The organism is Streptomyces sporangiiformans (assembly GCF_005768555.2).
Lineage (GTDB): Bacteria > Actinomycetota > Actinomycetes > Streptomycetales > Streptomycetaceae > Streptomyces > Streptomyces sporangiiformans.
Genome location: NZ_VCHX02000164.1, coordinates 1 through 15,530 on the forward strand (window position 1 = coordinate 1; position 15,530 = coordinate 15,530).

The 15,530-nt window shown below is 70.9% G+C and carries 16 protein-coding genes and 1 pseudogene; 9 read left to right on the forward strand and 8 right to left on the reverse strand.

The features are described 5' to 3' along the window. A partial coding sequence (locus FGD71_RS27265) for an acyl-CoA dehydrogenase family protein (protein WP_181359285.1) occupies positions 1–685 on the reverse strand: 685 nt, incomplete at its 3' end. Between the two features lie 115 nt (positions 686–800). Here FGD71_RS27265 and FGD71_RS27270 point away from each other — a divergent pair. Continuing rightward, positions 801–1,967 carry a thiolase C-terminal domain-containing protein gene (locus FGD71_RS27270; RefSeq protein WP_119103180.1) on the forward strand — a complete coding sequence of 389 codons (1,167 nt, stop codon included), beginning with the start codon at positions 801–803 and terminating at the stop codon, positions 1,965–1,967. 21 nt (positions 1,968–1,988) lie between these two features. Here FGD71_RS27270 and bla read toward each other — a convergent pair whose 3' ends face one another. After that, entirely contained in the window at positions 1,989–2,957 is a 969-nt protein-coding gene (gene bla / locus FGD71_RS27275; RefSeq protein WP_119103181.1) for a class A beta-lactamase, read from the reverse strand. Positions 2,958–3,094: 137 nt separating this feature from the next. On the opposite strand from bla, the gene FGD71_RS27280 reads away from it, so the two are divergent. The 4 genes from FGD71_RS27280 to FGD71_RS27295 all read left to right on the forward strand — a co-directional run bounded on the left by FGD71_RS27280 (position 3,095) and on the right by FGD71_RS27295 (position 6,077). Further along, positions 3,095–3,985, forward strand: coding sequence for a LysR family transcriptional regulator (locus FGD71_RS27280; protein ID WP_119103182.1), 891 nt, complete (start codon positions 3,095–3,097; stop codon positions 3,983–3,985). Further along, a complete protein-coding gene (locus FGD71_RS27285) occupies positions 3,982–4,887 on the forward strand; it encodes a serine hydrolase (RefSeq protein ID WP_119103183.1) in 906 nt (301 codons plus the stop codon). The genes FGD71_RS27280 and FGD71_RS27285 overlap by 4 nt, the downstream gene beginning before the upstream one ends. A 72-nt stretch (positions 4,888–4,959) precedes the next feature. After that, positions 4,960–5,385, forward strand: a complete 426-nt coding sequence (locus FGD71_RS27290; RefSeq protein WP_119103216.1) for a pyridoxamine 5'-phosphate oxidase family protein — start codon at positions 4,960–4,962, stop codon at positions 5,383–5,385. Positions 5,386–5,411: 26 nt separating this feature from the next. After that, on the forward strand, positions 5,412–6,077 hold the full coding sequence (locus tag FGD71_RS27295; protein ID WP_119103184.1) for a pyridoxine/pyridoxamine 5'-phosphate oxidase: 666 nt from the start codon (positions 5,412–5,414) through the stop codon (positions 6,075–6,077). 47 nt (positions 6,078–6,124) lie between these two features. Here the strand turns inward: FGD71_RS27295 and FGD71_RS27300 are convergent, their stop codons facing one another. The 3 genes from FGD71_RS27300 to FGD71_RS27310 are packed head-to-tail and all read right to left on the reverse strand — an operon-like array spanning position 6,125 to position 8,110. Further along, positions 6,125–6,997: a GNAT family N-acetyltransferase gene (locus tag FGD71_RS27300; RefSeq protein ID WP_119103185.1), complete on the reverse strand. Its 873-nt coding sequence runs from the start codon at positions 6,995–6,997 to the stop codon at positions 6,125–6,127. A gap of 41 nt (positions 6,998–7,038) precedes the next feature. Beyond that, entirely contained in the window at positions 7,039–7,674 is a 636-nt protein-coding gene (locus tag FGD71_RS27305) for a GNAT family N-acetyltransferase (protein ID WP_119103186.1), read from the reverse strand. A 31-nt stretch (positions 7,675–7,705) separates the two neighbouring features. Continuing rightward, positions 7,706–8,110, reverse strand: coding sequence for a Zn-ribbon domain-containing OB-fold protein (locus FGD71_RS27310; protein ID WP_119103187.1), 405 nt, complete (start codon positions 8,108–8,110; stop codon positions 7,706–7,708). Positions 8,111–8,380: 270 nt separating this feature from the next. On the opposite strand from FGD71_RS27310, the gene FGD71_RS27315 reads away from it, so the two are divergent. The 4 genes from FGD71_RS27315 to FGD71_RS27330 all read left to right on the forward strand — a co-directional run bounded on the left by FGD71_RS27315 (position 8,381) and on the right by FGD71_RS27330 (position 12,249). Beyond that, entirely contained in the window at positions 8,381–9,595 is a 1,215-nt protein-coding gene (locus tag FGD71_RS27315) for a flavin-containing monooxygenase (protein ID WP_119103188.1), read from the forward strand. A 256-nt stretch (positions 9,596–9,851) separates the two neighbouring features. Next, positions 9,852–10,541 carry a hypothetical protein gene (locus FGD71_RS27320; protein ID WP_240436793.1) on the forward strand — a complete coding sequence of 230 codons (690 nt, stop codon included), beginning with the start codon at positions 9,852–9,854 and terminating at the stop codon, positions 10,539–10,541. A 178-nt stretch (positions 10,542–10,719) separates the two neighbouring features. Continuing rightward, positions 10,720–11,316, forward strand: a complete 597-nt coding sequence (locus FGD71_RS27325) for a sigma-70 family RNA polymerase sigma factor (protein WP_119103190.1) — start codon at positions 10,720–10,722, stop codon at positions 11,314–11,316. A gap of 192 nt (positions 11,317–11,508) precedes the next feature. Beyond that, positions 11,509–12,249, forward strand: coding sequence for a DUF1775 domain-containing protein (locus FGD71_RS27330; RefSeq protein ID WP_119103191.1), 741 nt, complete (start codon positions 11,509–11,511; stop codon positions 12,247–12,249). 54 nt (positions 12,250–12,303) lie between these two features. On the opposite strand, the gene FGD71_RS27335 is transcribed toward FGD71_RS27330, so the two are convergent. The 3 genes and pseudogenes from FGD71_RS27335 to FGD71_RS50230 all read right to left on the reverse strand — a co-directional run. After that, positions 12,304–14,103, reverse strand: coding sequence for an Hsp70 family protein (locus FGD71_RS27335; RefSeq protein WP_119103192.1), 1,800 nt, complete (start codon positions 14,101–14,103; stop codon positions 12,304–12,306). After that, positions 14,093–14,371, reverse strand: a 279-nt coding sequence (locus FGD71_RS48025) for a hypothetical protein (RefSeq protein ID WP_219925803.1), incomplete at its 5' end; no start/stop codon positions are given. The genes FGD71_RS48025 and FGD71_RS27335, both read right to left, overlap by 11 nt. Position 14,372: 1 nt before the next feature. Continuing rightward, positions 14,373–15,435: pseudogene (locus FGD71_RS50230) on the reverse strand (KAP family P-loop NTPase fold protein); the annotation flags it as partial. Between the last annotated feature and the right edge of the window lie 95 nt (positions 15,436–15,530).

Genomic DNA, 15,530 nt, shown 5'->3' on the forward strand with positions numbered 1-15,530 from the left:
CCCCCACGGCGGCCAGCGCGCCCGCCGCGCCGGCGGGCTCGGCACCCCCGGCGCGGTCCGCGGCGCCGGCTGTCTCCTCGCCCAGCAACTCCGCTGCCACATCCCTCAGCTGGACGCGGGCCTGCGGTCGCGTCTCGTCGAGCGAGGCCTGCCGTACACGGGCGAGGCCGTCCGCCCCTTCCCGCACCAGGAACAGCAGGGTGCGCGCACGAGCGAACCCGCCGGTGTGCGCGGCCACCAGGAGGAGCCCCGCGCTGTGCCCGTCCAGCACTTGCTCGGCCTGCCCGTACAGGCGCCACACCCCGTCCACGCGCCTGGCCTGCACGCCGCCCGCCCGGCCGCCGCCCGCCCAGACCCCGTCGCCGTTGTCGCCGGTCAGCCCGAGGGCGGTGGCGAGCCCTGGGCCGGGCACGGCGAGGGCGGCGGTCAACTCACCGGAGGCGAGGCGCGGCAGCAGCGAGAGACGCTGGGCTTCGCTGCCGAGGGCGAGGAGCAGGGGGCCGCTCAGCACGGCGGTGGCCAGGAAGGGAGAGGGGGCGAGGTCACGCCCCAACTCCTCACTCACCAGCGCGAGTTCGGTTGCCGAGCAGCCGACTCCTCCGTATGCCTCGGGGAGCGCGAGGCCCGGCTGCTTTCGGAGGGTGCGGCGGATTTCGTCCTGATCGGTGGTGAAGCGAGCATCCATGGGCACACACACTCCTTCGGATCTGACGGCGCGTCATATTAGAGCGGCGACCTTCAGATGCACAGGGGCGCGACGACCTGCCGGAGTGAAGCTCATCTGATGTACCGTCAGATTCATGACTCAGCGGAAGGTGGCGGTCGTCGGCGTCTCGCTCTCCGACTGCGGCCGCGTGGACGAGGCGACCCCTTACGCTCTGCACGCCCAGGCGGCCCGCCGAGCACTGGCCGACTCGGGGCTCGGTCGCGAGGTTGTCGACGGCTTCGCCTCGGCCGGCCTCGGCACGCTCGCACCCATCGAGGTGGCGGAGTACCTGGGCCTGAGACCGAGGTGGGTCGACTCGACGTCGGTGGGCGGCTCGACCTGGGAGGTCATGGCGTCCCACGCGGCGGACGCGATCGCCGCCGGGCACGCGAACGCGGTCCTGCTGGTGTACGGGTCCACGGCCCGCGCGGACATCAAGGCGGGCCGGCGCACCGGTGACCTGTCCTTCGGTGCGCGGGGGCCGCTGCAGTTCGAGGTTCCGTACGGGCACACGTTGATCGCGAAGTATGCGATGGCCGCGCGGCGTCATATGCACGAATACGGCACGACCGTCGAGCAGTTGGCCTCGATCGCCGTACAGGCGCGGGCGAACGCCGCGTCGAACGACGAGGCGATGTTCCGGGACCCGATCACCGTCGAGGACGTGCTGTCCGGGCCGATGATCGCGGATCCCTTCACCAGGCTGCACTGCTGCATACGTTCGGACGGCGGGGCGGCGGTGCTGCTGGCGGCGGAGGAGTACGTACGGGACTGCCGTACGCGACCGGTGTGGGTGCTCGGCACCGGGGAGTACGTCTCGCACACCACCATGTCCGAGTGGCCGGACTTCACGGTGTCACCGGCGGCGGTGAGCGGCCCCGTCGCCTTCGAGCGGGCGGGCGTCCGGGCGGACGAGGTGGACGTGGCGGAGATCTACGACGCCTTCACGTACATGACGCTCGTGACCCTGGAGGACCTGGGCTTCTGCGCGAAGGGCGAGGGCGGCGCGTTCGTGGAGAAGGGACGCCTGCTGACCGGCGGCGACCTGCCGGTGAACACCGACGGGGGCGGACTGTCGGCCCAGCACCCGGGAATGCGGGGGCTGTTCCTGCTGGTGGAGGCCGTGCGGCAGTTGCGTGGGGAGGCAGGCGAGGGGCGGCAGGTGCGCGTGGCGGACGGTGGTGCGCCCCGGCTGGCCGTCGCGTCCGGGACGGGTGGCTGGTTCTGCTCGTCCGGGACGGTCGTGCTCGGCCGGGGCTGAGCCCGCTACGGCATTACGCCGCTACGACAGCGTTTCGGCGACCACGGTCGCCGCTTCCGCGATCAGCTTGTTGTCGTAGGTGTCCTCCGCCTTGCCGCGGTTCGACATGATCGCCATGACGACGGGGGCGGCACCCGGACGCCAGACCACGGCAATGTCGTTGCGGCCGGCGTAGTAGTTGCCGCTGCCCGTCTTGTCGCCGACCACCCACCCCTCGGGCACCCCGGCCCGGATGAGCTCGTCCCCGGTCTTGTTGGTCTTCAGCCACTTCGTGAGCTGGGCTCGTTCGGGCTTGCGGAGGACATCTCCGAGGACGTACGCGCGCAGACCCTCGGCCAGCGCCCGAGGAGTCGTCGAGTCCCGCTTCTCGCCCGGGACCCAGTCGCTCAGTCCGGGCTCTATGCGCTCCATCACGGTGACGTCGTCGCCCAGCTTCCTGAGCTCGGCTTCGAGGGCCTTCGGGCCACCGAGCGCCTCGAACAGCAGGTTGGCCGCGGTGTTGTCGCTGTAGCGGACGGCGGCGTCACACAGCTCGCGCAGGGTCATCCCGGTCTCGACGTGCTTCTCGGTGATGGGCGAATGGTGGACCAGGTCGTCCTTGGAGTACTTGATCACCTCGTTCATCCCGGTCAGCTTGTACTTCCGCAGTACGGCCCCGGCGGCGAGTGCCTTGAACGTGGAGTGGTAGCCGAACCGCTCGCCGTCCCGGTAGGCCAGCTCGCGCCCGGTGCCGGTGTCGATCGCGTAGACGCCGAGCCGCGCGTCGAACTTGCGCTCGAGTTCCTTCAGCTCGCCGGTGACCGGCTTCGCCGCCGCGATCGGAGCCGTCGTCACGGCGGACCGGGACGACGACGAGACCGATGAGGCCGACGAGTCCGACGAGGCCGGGGAACCGTCCTGGCCGCAGGCGGCGAGCGGGACGACGAGGGCGAGCGCGGCGAGCGCACCGCGAAGGGCGCGGCGGGCATGGGTGTGCCGGGTGGTCCGCATGGTCCAACCTCCTGGGTGGTCATGAGTTCGGGATCAACCTCACCGTCGGGCGGCCATGCGGTCCAATACGCGAATGCTCCGTTCCATGCTGATTCGGCATAGGAGTTGGGCCCTGGATCTGGCATAGGGTTCCGGCTGTGGATCTGGTGGCAGCGTGTCGGGCGTTCGTCAACGTCAGCGAGCACGGCAGTTTCACCGTCGGGGCGGCCGCCGCCCGGATGTCCCAGTCGGTGGCCAGCCGTCGCGTCGCCGCACTGGAGGAACGCTTCGGTGAGCCGTTGTTCGAGCGCACGTCGCGGCGGGCCGTCCTCACCCCGTTCGGCCGGGACATGCTGCCGACGGCCAGACAGCTCGTGCAGGCGGCCGACGTGCTGCTGCACGAGGCGGAGGCCGCCAAGCTCAAGCCGTGGCGGCTCGCCGTGCCCGGCATCTGTTCCACGGCCGGTCTCGCCCGCCTCGTCGCCGAGGCACGCGGGCACGGTGTCACCCTCGATCTCCGCGTCGCGGGACCGGCGCAGCGCACGGAGCTCCTCCACGCGCAGCAGGTGCGGGCCGCCCTGCTCGCGGTGCCGACGGACGACGCGAGGTGGTCCGTACCGCTCGGGCTCGCCGGCGCCCGGGATCCCGGCGTGAGGCGCGTCTACCTCGAAACACTGCGGGTCGGACGCGCCTCCTCCGGCCCCGCCCGCCGCGTCTGGATCCAGCCGGAGGACGACGTGCCGCACATCCGCGACCCGCTCACGCGCCTGCGCGACGCGGTCGGCCTGCGGCCCGCGCAACTCGTCGCCGCGCCCGATCTGACGACCGCCGCGGCGGAAGTCCTGTGCTCACGCGATCTGTTGCTGTGCTCCCCCGCCCAGGCCGAGGAACTCGCCCTGGCCTGGCGGCCCATCGGCGAGATCGCGATCGGCCGGGGTTTCTCCCTCGCCGCCGCCGGAGACGGCAATCCACAGATCGTCGAAGCGCGCCTGGGCGACGCCGTCGCCCGCTGTCTGGGCGCGGGAACCTCAGGAGGGGCAGATACTTGAGCACCGAGGCATTACTGCACGATCTGCGCGGGCAGCTGCGCGACGGCGGCCTGCACGGCTGCATGCTCGTGCGGGATCTGCACACGGGAGAGGAGCTGGGGATCGAGCCGGACACCCAGCTGCCGTCCTCGTCCCTGGTCAAGGTCCCGCTCGCGCTGGCGACGTTCGAACGCATCCGACGGGGCGAGCTCGACGGAGCGACGGCCCTCGACGTGCCCCCCGGCCGGATCACCACGGCCGGACCCATCGGGCTGAGCCGGTTCCGCCACCCCGCCCGGATCGCCGTCGACGACCTGCTCTACCTGAGCACCTGCCTGAGTGACAGCCAGGCCGCCGACGCGCTGTTCGGCCTCACCCCGCCCGCCCGGGTCGCCGAGATCCTCCACGAGCTCGGCCTGCGCGACATCACCGTCCGGCACACCATGGACGAGCTGACCGACACCCCCGTCGAACGCTTCGACGCCTCCGACGTCCATCTCGCCCACGCCCTCGCCATCGACTCCGGGACCAGCGGCCGAGGACACCGGGTGCCCCAGCTCGACACCACCCGCGCCAACACCGGTAGCGCACGCGCCTGGGTCGAACTGCTCCAGGCCCTGTGGACACCGTCGAAGATCCACCCCGAGGTGGCCGAGCGCGTACGCGACCTCATGGCCCACAACGTGCTCCGGCACCGGCTCGCCCCGGACTTCAGCTCCGACGCCAGCACCTGGTCCTCCAAGACCGGCTCACTCCTGAACCTCCGCCACGAGGTCGGTGTCGTCGAGCACGCCGACGGTCAGGCCTTCGCCGTCGCCGCCCTCACGGAGTCACTCGTCCCGGCCGGCAGCCAGCCCGGTGCGGAGGCCCTCATGGCACAGGTCGCGCGAAGACTGCGGGATCACCTGCGACAGCTGTGGTAGCCCGGAATACCCAACCGTTCAGGACGCTTGACGCAAAGGCCGAGACGTCCACCCCCGATGGAGGAGACCGACATGGCCCTGAACCGCGAAGAGCGTGAGCAGTTCCTGGCCGAGCCCCACATCGCGGCGCTCGCGGTGGACGCGGAGCCGCAACGGGCGCCGCTCACCGTGCCGATCTGGTACCAGTACGCGCCCGGCGGCGACATCTGGATCATGACCGGGCTCGACTCCCGCAAGAACAAGCTGATCCAGGCCGCGGGCCGGTTCTCCCTGATGATCGACCGGCTCGAACCCACCATCCGGTACGTGTCGGTCGAGGGCCCGGTGATCGACACGGTCCCCGCGACCATCGAGAAGCTCCGCGAGATCTCCGCCCGCTACCTCCCTGCCGAGAAGGTGGACGAGTACGTGGACTTCGCCTGGAAGAGCCACGGCGAGCAGGTCGTCGTCCACATGCGCCCGGAGCGATGGGTCTCGTCCGACCTGGGTACCGTGTGAGGTCCCGAGCCGGTGACAATCGGGGCATGGAAAAGGATCTTCATGAGCTGCTGAGGTCGCTGCGGGTGTGGGACCCGGAGGTCACCGAGCTGCCCTCCTTCGACCCGGCCGCCGCGCCCGCCGAACCGCTGCCCCTGTTCACCACATGGTTCGCGGAGGCGGTGGCGGCGGGTCAGACGGAGCCGCACACCATGTCGCTCGCCACGGCGGACGACGAGGGCCTCCCCGACGTCCGCACGGTCATGCTGCACGGCGCGGACGAGCGCGGCTGGCACTTCGCCTCGCACGCGGGCAGCCGGAAGGGCCGGCACCTGGCCGCCCGGCCGTACGCGGCGCTCGGCTTCTACTGGCCGGCGCTCGGCCGCCAGGTTCGGGTGCGCGGCCGGGTGACGGTCGCCCCGTCCGAGGTCGCTGACGCCGATCTGCACGCCCGTTCCACGGGGGCGCTGGCCGCCGCGCTCGTGGGGCACCAGAGCGAAGTGCTGCCCTCGTACGAGGAGTTGGAGCGCGCCTCGGAGGCCGCGTGGGAGCGGGCGCAGCGCGAGCCGGACGCGTCGGTGCCCTCGTGGACGGTGTACGTGCTCGCGCCGGACGAGGTGGAGTTCTTCCAGGGGGACGCGCGGCGGCGGCACGTACGGCTGGACTACCGGCGTACGGACGGCACTTGGGTCAAGGAGTTGCTCTGGCCCTGAGCCTGGCCCCCGAGCCTGGCCCCGAGTCCGGCCCTGCCCGAGGGCCGCTACGTGGCCGTGAACAGGTACGAGGCGAAGTCCCGCACCGGGCGGTAGCCGATGCGCTGGTAGAGCCCGTTGCTGGTCGGATTGGCCAGGTCGGCGAAGAGCAGCACCTCGTCGGCGCCCGTGGCCCGCGCCGCCCTGCTGACCTCGGCGGTCACCGCGCCCGCGTACCCTCGCCCCCGTAGCGGCGCCGGGGTGTAGACGGGTGCGACGCGCACCTGCCCGGCGACCTCGGGCGTGGCTCCCGCCATGGCGACGGGCGTGCCGTCCGGCAGCTCCCACAGCGTGATCCCGCCGTAGGCGATCCGCGCCCCGGCCCACCTGTCCGGGTCCTCCCGCGCGTGTTCCCCGACCCCCGCCCGGAACTCTCCGTGCCACCGCGCGACCAGCCCGTGGTCCTCCCCGGTGGCGACCCGCGCCCTTCCGGGCGGGGCGGGCTCCGGCACCGTGATCGTCCCGAGCCGGTACAGCCGGTGCCGTACCGCGAGCCGGGCGGCGGCTCCCGTGCGGCGCTCCCACGCCGCCGCGAACTCCGCGGCCGTCTCCGCCGGGCCGCCGACTCCCGGCAGCATCCCGCCCGTCTTCGCGAGCCGCCCGGCGAGCGCGTCGGCGGCCTCGAGGGTGGTGGCGGTGAGGTGCAGGCGGTGCGGCGGCGTCCGCAGGGCCGTCGCGCACACGGCACCCTCCGTGTCCGTGAGCCACGCGAAGTACGGAGCCTCTTCCCCGTACGCCCGCGTTCCGCGCCTACGCAGCGCGTCGGTGACCGTCAACGGAACGGTGTGCAGGGCGGGTTCGGACCGCAGGAAGTGCCCGGCGCGGTCGAGGAAGGCCCCCAGGTCATGGGTGAACCGCCAGTCGTGCGAAGGGGAAGGCATGCGAACCATGATCCCGCGAACCTGCGCACCACGGCCGGCACTTATGCGACTCCCGGCCCCCGGCCGCCCCCGGGCTGCCCCACCCCGGGCTCAGGATCCGTAGCGATCCGCGCATGCAGGTGTACGTCCCGGAACGCGTCGTACCGTCCCGCCTCGAACATCGCTCCCCGCAGCGTGCCCTCGTACAGGAACCCGCAGCGCTCGGCTATGCGGCAGGACGCTTCGTGCCCCTGGGCGTGCCCCAACTCCAGGCGGTGCAGGCCGAGTTCTGACAGGGCCCAGCCCGCGACGAGCGCCAGGGCGCGGGTGGCGACCTGACGGCCGCGGGCCTCGGGCAGGACCCAGTAGCCGATACGGGCGCAGCGCGTGACGGCGTTGATCTCGTTGACGCCGATGTGGCCGAGCGTCGAGCCGGTGGACTCATCGGTGACCCGGAAGGAGGCGCCGCTGCCGTCCGCCGCGCGCTCGGCCCGCGAGCGCAGCGAGTCCCGGGCGCCGTCGATGTCCGTGATCAGCTTGAGCGGCGTGTTCCAGCGCTGGAACTCCGGGTCGGTCAGACCGCGCAGCCACGCCTCGGTGTGGGCGTCGGACTCCGCGTCCCAGGAGCGCAGCCGCAGACCGTGGCCGTGCAGCTCGGGCAAGGGGGTGGTGAGTAACTGCTCGTGGACATGGGCCATCGCCCCATTGAAACCTGTACGCGTTCCTGCCTCACGGCTGGGGCCGGAACACGGGAACCATGACCTCCCCCGCCTCCCGGAACATCACCTCCAGCTCCATCCCGGCCCGCAGTGCCTCCGCCTCGCACTCCACCACCTCGGTCATCATCCGCGGCCCCTCGGCGAGATCGACCACCGCGGCGACGTACGGCGTGCGTTCAGCGAAAGGCGGGAGGTCGTTGCGGTGGACGACGGACCAGGTGTAGAGCGTGGCGCGCCCGCCGGCCGGCTCCCACGACACGTCTTCACCCCAGCAGTACGGGCAGAACTCGCGGGGGTAGTGGTGGGCCCGCCCGCACCCTCCGCACCGGCGCACGAGCAACTCGCCCCGGGCGGCCGCCTCCCAGTAGGTACGGGTGAAGGCATCGATCTCCGGAACATCGAACCGCGCGCCCATCACTGCCCTTCCCTGCCCCTTGAATCTGACGGTACGTCAGTTCAGCGCAAGGGCGTGCGGTCCCGCAAGAGGCCTGCCTCGCCGACCCGAATCGCGGACCCGGATCGCCGCCCCCTCTCCGACCCACCTCCCCACCCCCCTCGCACCCCTCCGCGCTCATGCGGACCACCGCACGACCCCCACACACATCCCCTACAGCCGTGATCGATTCGCAACCGATTTCGGGCTTGACCGAGACCCATCAATCGGCCATGTGAATACGCTCGGCACATGGCCGACGCTCGCGAAACGACGCCTTCTCGGACCCACCCCACGGTGCCGTCCCACGAGGACCGCCCCGTGTACGTCATCGGCGGCGGCCCCGGCGGGCTCTCCGCGGCGTACGCCCTGCGCGCCCAGGGCGTACGAGCCGTCGTGCTGGAGAAGTCCGAGCACGTCGGGGCGTCCTGGCGGCGGCACTACGACCGGCTGCGTCTGCACACGACCAGACGGTTGTCCGCGCTTCCGGGCCTCGCGATGCCGCGCTCGTTCGGGCGTTGGGTCGCGCGGGACAACGTGGTGCGATATCTGGAGAAGTACACGGAGCACCACGGCCTGGAGGTCGTGACGGGAGTCGAGGTCTCCCGCGTGGTGCCCGCCACGGACGGGACCGGCTGGACGCTGCACGCCACCGGCGGCCGCGAGCTGACCGGCAGCGCGGTCGTGATCGCCACCGGCTACAACCACACGCCGCACATCCCCGACTGGCCCGGCCGCGACGCGTACGCCGGCGAACTCCTGCACGCCCGCGAGTACCGCAACTCCGCCCCCTTCACCGGCCGTGACGTCCTCGTCGTCGGCGTCGGCAACACGGGCGCCGAGATCGCCGTCGACCTCGTCGAGGGCGGGGCCTCGCGGGTCCGGCTCTCGGTGCGCACCACGCCCCACATCGTGCGCCGGTCCACGGCCGGCTGGGCCGCCCAGTTCACCGCGATCCTCGTACGGCGGCTGCCGGTGGGGCTGGTGGACCGGCTGGCCAGGACGATGGCGAAGGTCAGCGTGCCGGATCTGTCGGCCCAGGGGCTGCCCCGGCCCGACACCGGCCTCTACTCGCGCGTCAACGAGGGCGCGATCCCGGTGCAGGACGTCGGCCTCATCGACGCCGTGCGCAAGGGCCGGGTCGAGATCGTGGCGGCGGTCGACGGATTCGACGACGGCAAGGTCGTCCTCGTGAACGGCGACCGGGTCGGCCCGGACGTCGTGATCGCCGCGACCGGCTACCGGAGCGCCCTGGAGGACATCGTCGGCCACCTCGGCGTACTGGACGAGCGCGGCCTCCCGGTCGTCCACGGCGCCGGCACCCAGCAGAACGCCCCCGGCCTGTACTTCACCGGCTTCACCACCCCCATCAGCGGCACACTCCGCGAACTCGCCCTCGACGCCGAGAAGATCGCCCGAACGATCGCACGCGACACGACCCGCCAGCCGTCCCGCACCGCGGACTGAAACCAGGCCGACGCGAGCGGGGGCGGCGAGACCGCCGGTCCCGAACTCCTGGGAGAGCGACGGAAGTACGTCACTGTGGCCTGTATCACCTACGCCGGATTGAGTGGCGCACCCGGGCAGTGCCCGTACCGATCTGCGACAGCGCAGGCGCGGATGCAAGGATGAGGCCGCCATGACTGCTGGACGGTGTTCTCGCGCGCTGAGGGCCGCGTTATTCGCGGCCGTCTGCGTGCTGTTCGCTGTCCAGGGACACGCGATGACGTCCTCTGTCGCGGTTCCCGGGTGGGCGCCGGCCGTCGGAGCCGTGGCGGCGGGCGGGATGGCGTGGGTCCTGGCCGACCGTGAACGCGGACTCTTCGTGGTCGGCTCACTGACGGTCGCCACACAGGCGTTCCTCCACGCGCTGTTCTCGCTCGCGCAGGCGGTCGTACGGCCGGAACCGGCCGGCGGCGCGTCCCTCGCCCAGCGGTGGGCACGCCACCTGCTGTGCTCCCCACCGGGGACGGGTTCGCACTCCGACGGTCCCGCGAGGTCCACGCACTCCATGAGCCACGACATGGCGGGCATGCCCTCCATGGGCCCCTCGGGGCCGGACTCTGCGGGGTCGACGGTCTCGATGAGCGGCACAGACGGCATGGGCTCGATGGCCCACGCGGGTCATGTCATGGACGGCATGTCCTCGACCGGCATGCTCTCGGCCCACCTGGCCGCCGCCCTGGTGTGCGGCCTGTGGCTCGCCCACGGCGAGCGCGCCGCCTTCCGCATCCTGCGGGTTCTCACCGGATGGCTCGTCGCCCCCCTGCGCCTGCTGCTCCGGCCGCCCCTGCCGCCGCACCGCCCACGCGTCCGCGCCCGCCGACGCCGCTCCGGCCGTGCGCTGCGGCAGCTTCTCCTCGTCCACGCCATCACTTCTCGGGGTCCGCCCGCTGGGACCGCTGTCCTCTGACGACAGCCTGTTCCCCGAGGCCGCTCACGGTGCCGTCGTCGCACACCGCGACCCACAGCGCTCCGCGCCTCGCCTCGGGCATCGGCCGCGCACGCCCGTGCGGCCGTACGTCAACAGTCACCGGAGCCGCCGCGCCCCTGCGCCGGTCCAGGTTCCCGGATCCCGAGAAGGACACCAGGTGTTCACTCCCACCCTGCACGGCTCGCGTGACGAGTCGATCAACGCCTGGGCGCTCGCCGCCCGCGGCGGCGACCCCGACGCCGTCGAGAAGTTCGTCCGTGCCCTGCACCGAGACGTCAGCCGCTACGTGACCTACCTCGGCGCCGATCCGCAGACCGCCGACGACCTGACCCAGGACACCTTTCTGCGGGCCCTCGGCAGCCTGCACCGCTTCGAAGGCCGTTCCTCGGCGCGCAGCTGGCTGCTGTCCATCGCACGCCGCGCGGTGATCGACAGCATCCGGTACGCCGCCGCCCGGCCCCGCCTGGCGGACACCGACGACTGGCAGTCGGCGGCCGAACGCGCCCAGCCGCGGGGCCTGCAGGGCTTCGAGGACGGCATCGCCCTCGCAGAGCTGCTGGCCGCGCTGCCGGACGAACGCCGCGAGGCGTTCGTGCTGACCCAGATTCTGGGACTGCCTTACGCGGAGGCGGCGCGCGTCACCGACTGCCCCGTGGGCACGGTGCGTTCGCGCGTGGCCCGTGCCCGCAGCTCACTGATCGAGTCGCTGTACGAGGCCGAAGGTGCCCAGCCGGTAGCGGCGGCAGCCGCTTGACGAGCCGGGGGCGCTGCCGCCCGGCTCGGCTCCGGGCCGGGCGGCAGCAACCGAACCTCCCCCAACCCCAACTGCCCACGCCTGTGACGTGGATCACCGGATCGCTGGGGAACTCCCCCTGCGGGCGATCCGACTTCTCGAGCGAACAGCAGAAGCTCACCACGAAGCACCTCACCACGAGGGAGTCCCGTAGTGTCCCGCACCAATCCGGCGTATGCGGCACGCCGCCTCGGCGCCCTCACGGCAGTCGTGCTCGCCGCCGCCGTCGCGACCGCCGGGCCGGCCGCCGCCCATGCGGAAGTCGAGGCCGACGGCGCCCGCGCTCTCGCCCAGAATGTCGCGCTGACGTTCTCCGCCGAGTCGGAGTCCGACTCCGCCGGCATCAGCAAGCTGGAGGTGATCCTGCCCGAGGGCATCACCCCGAGCGACATCACCTACAAGGAAGGCCCCAAGGGCTGGAAACTCGCCCCCACCAGCCGGGGTTACACCGTCTCCGGGCAGAAGCTCCCCGTGGGCGAGGACGCGGAGTACGTCGTGACCGTACGCCAGCTACCCGATGCCAAGTCACTGGCCTTCAAGACCCTGCAGACCTACAGCGACGGCAAGGTCGACCGCTGGATCGAACTGGACGAAGGCGGCGGCGACGGCCACGGGCACGGTCATCCCGCTCCCCGTCTGAAGCTGGATCCCGCGGAACCCGGCGCCGAGTCCGTCAGCCCCACGCCCACCGAGGAAACCACCCCCTCCGACGAGCCGACGCCCCAGTCACCGAACCAGTCACCGACCCCGACGACCTCGGCGAAGGCCTCGTCGGACAGCACCGAGGAAGACGACGGCATGACCCTCGCCGTGCCCCTCGGCATCGGAGCCTCCGTACTCGTCCTCGGCGGCGGGACATGGTGGCTCAAGAGCCGCCGCGACGGGTCCGCCTGACCCCATCAGGCCGGGCCCCGGTCAGCATCGCCTGGATCACCGATGTCCGCGCACTCAGGGCAGGGTCGCGGCGGAGACGAAGCGCTCCACCTCTTGGGCGCGGCGATCCATCTGCGCGGTGATCTGCTCGGCCACCTGCACGACAACGTTGGTCACCTCGGCGGGGTCGAGCTCCGCATTCTGCAGCGTCGTACGTATGAGCTTGCGGGCGCCGGCTTCCGTTGCGTGCGGAAGTCCCAGCCCGACGGCGACCACGGCTCCCGCGACACCCAACTTCGTGACGAATTTCGCGCCGGTCGTCGCAAACTTCAGCGCGTAGAGGCCGACGCTTCCCATGCCCTCGTAGGCTTTCAGCACGGCTTGGGCGGCGCGCAGCGTACGCCACATGGGGCGGATTCGTGCGCTGATGGCGGTGCCGATGACCCCGGGCAGGACGATGTCCAGCGTGAACTGGTCGTCTCGGATGTCGTATGAGCGGCAAATGTCCAGCGCCATGGGGGCGAGTTCCGCATTGAGCCGTACGCGCAGGCGCGCGAGCACCTGGTCCATCCCGGTCAGTCGGCGGATGAGTGCGTTGATGTCCTGTTCGTCCTGTGCGTCGGCGGGCTCCGCGTCCGCCCTCTCCAGCAGGCGGGCCAGGAGGGTGTTCCTGGCCTGGTCGAACGCGTCGAGCAGGCCGACGCGGATCTTCTCCTCGAACTCGGGCCGGCCCTTGAGCGCCTGGATGTCGTGCCGGAACCGCGCCACATTGACACGATGCCGTCCGACGCTGGCGAGCCCCCGGGTCACGGACAGGGAAGGCTCCTTGTCGTTCTCGACAGCGGCTTCCGGGAACGCCTCGAGACACAGTTGGCGTACGACGGGCATGCGTGAACCTCCACCGGTGATCACGACCAGCTCGGGTTTTGCGGCGCCGAGCAGACCGCCCACCTCCGTCAGGACGTCCGCGAAACGCTCGGCCCAGCCGCCGCGGCCTCGAACCACACGCTGCGGAATGTCCACACCCCTGAGCCAGCCCAGGGAGGGGCTTATGAAGGGGGTGAACCGGGTGTCACAGCCCGCCTGGAGCTCCTGGACGCGCACATCGGTCCCCGTGAACTGAGCTTCCTTGGCCCGGCGGCACAGGAGCCGCAGCATCTCCTCCGAGCCGTCCTGGCCAAGAGCCTTGGTGAACTCCTTGCTTCCCGCGAACGCCTCCCTCACCATCCTGGCGAGATCCCGGTCGATCACCGCACAGCCCAGGTCGGAGCCCACCGGAAGGTTCTGCGGTATCAAATCCTCCACGAACGTGAAGTCGGTCGTGGAAGAACCGATGTCGACGACCAGCACCCGGTCAAGGCCGCGTGCCTCACGCCGTCCGATTCTTCGGTCCCTGACGTGTACGAGCGCGGACTGGGACTCGGCCACGAGTTGCACGGGCAGGTCCATCGACGAGAGATGCTTGCGATACGCCGCCACCGATTCGGCATCCCAGCCCGTGGGGTGGCCCACGTAGACCACACAGTCTCTCCTGACCTCGGGGTGCCGGGAGAAGAACTCGGTGAGGAGGATCTGGGCGAACTGCACGGCCTCGGGGACGGCCAGGCTTTCCGGGTCGGGTCGGGTCTTGAAGTTGACGCTGAAGTGAAGGACGTTCTTCGCCAGCACGGCCGCTTCACCGATGACGTACCGGTAGGTCCCCTGATCCAGGCGTTCGCGTCCCAGGGCTGTCACGATGGCGGCGCCGTCGGTTCCCCGGGTATAGACCCGTGCTTTGCTCCGCCCGTGCGTCGCCAGCCAGCACAGGGAGCTCTCCCCGTCCCCGAGATCCAGGCCGACCGCGTACCGGACGTCGGGTGCCACGTCACGCTCCACGGCCCACCACCTCATCGGCGGCCGTTCCGCCGCTCACCGTCAGCACCTCAGTCAACAACCTGATGACGATGGGCGTCGGTGGAGGAGGGAAGCCGAAGCCCGTGCGCCGCGACGACACAGCCGCGATCAGCCGCCGTACCCCGGGGTTGTTCTTCGCGAGCTCCGCGTCTCCCCCGCCGAGTTCGGTCTTGGCGAACTCGGCCTCGTCGAACCGCGCCCAGACGCCGGGATCGCTCTGCAGTGCGGAAAAGAAGTCGGGGTACTTGATNAGACGCCGGGATCGCTCTGCAGTGCGGAAAAGAAGTCGGGGTACTTGATCTGGAATGCGAGCAGGGTGCCCGCGTGCAGCAACCGGTCGCGCCCGGGCGGGTCGTCATGCTGATGCAGCGTCAGGGCCGCGTGGTTCAGGCCGTTGACGAAGCGGCGCACCCGTCGCGGGTTGGCCGCGAAGGCGACCTCGATGAGCTCCCACAGCTCGCGCGAGCCTGTCAGCACGAGATCGGTGACCTTGTCGTAAAGGTGTCGGTGCAGGGCCTCGAACGGGATTCCGGGCAGGTGGAACGGAAAGTGGATCAATTTCTCCAGGTACTGTCGGCCGCGCGCACCGTCCGTACGTTCGCTGTCGAACCGCTTGGCGGCCGCCTCCGCGACGACCTGATAGTCCATGGCCAGGACGAAGACGCAGGACCCCTCCCCCAGGAAGAGCTTCAGGGAGTCGAGCACGGTGATCGCCGCGTCCTCCGTGCAGCGGTCCAGATCATCGATGAACAGGACGAGCCGACCGTCGTCCGTGTACGTGCGGACGACCTCTCTGAAGTCCTGTTCGAAGCGATTGACGTGTAGATACGTGTCCACACCAGGTGCGGTGAGAACGGTCTGAACGGCGTCCACGTCCTCGGGTGCCAGGAACCCCGCCGTCAGGGGGCCGGCCGCCCGGCGGGCGAGCAGCCAGGCCGCTGCCTGGCTCAGTTGTCTGACGGTGTCCAGGGCCTTCGCGAGCCGCTCCTGCAGGCTCTCCTCGCCGGACTTCCGTCGTTCGTCGAGGTCGTGGGCGATCTCGGCGAGCACGGTCTGGATGAGGGCGTGCCAGATCTCGTCCTTCTGGTCGTACTTCCAGGGGTTGAACCAGACGGTCCGAATGTCGCGGGCCCTCAGCAGGCCCTCGCAGACTTTCATGAAACTCGACTTCCCCATCCCCCAGGGCCCGAAGACCCCGATGGTCAGCGGCAAGTCCTCGGCGGTCGCGATCGCGTCGCAGAGCACCTTCGCGTGGGTGCCGAATCCGAAACGATCTCCGTCCGGTCCCGAGATCGGGTTGTCGGGCAGCAGCATGGTTCCCCCTCGGTCGCTGTCGGGCGGCAGGTCGTTGTTGGCGAAGACACGTGTCAGGAGCGGTAGGGACCGGTCCAGGCTCGGATGATCCGGCT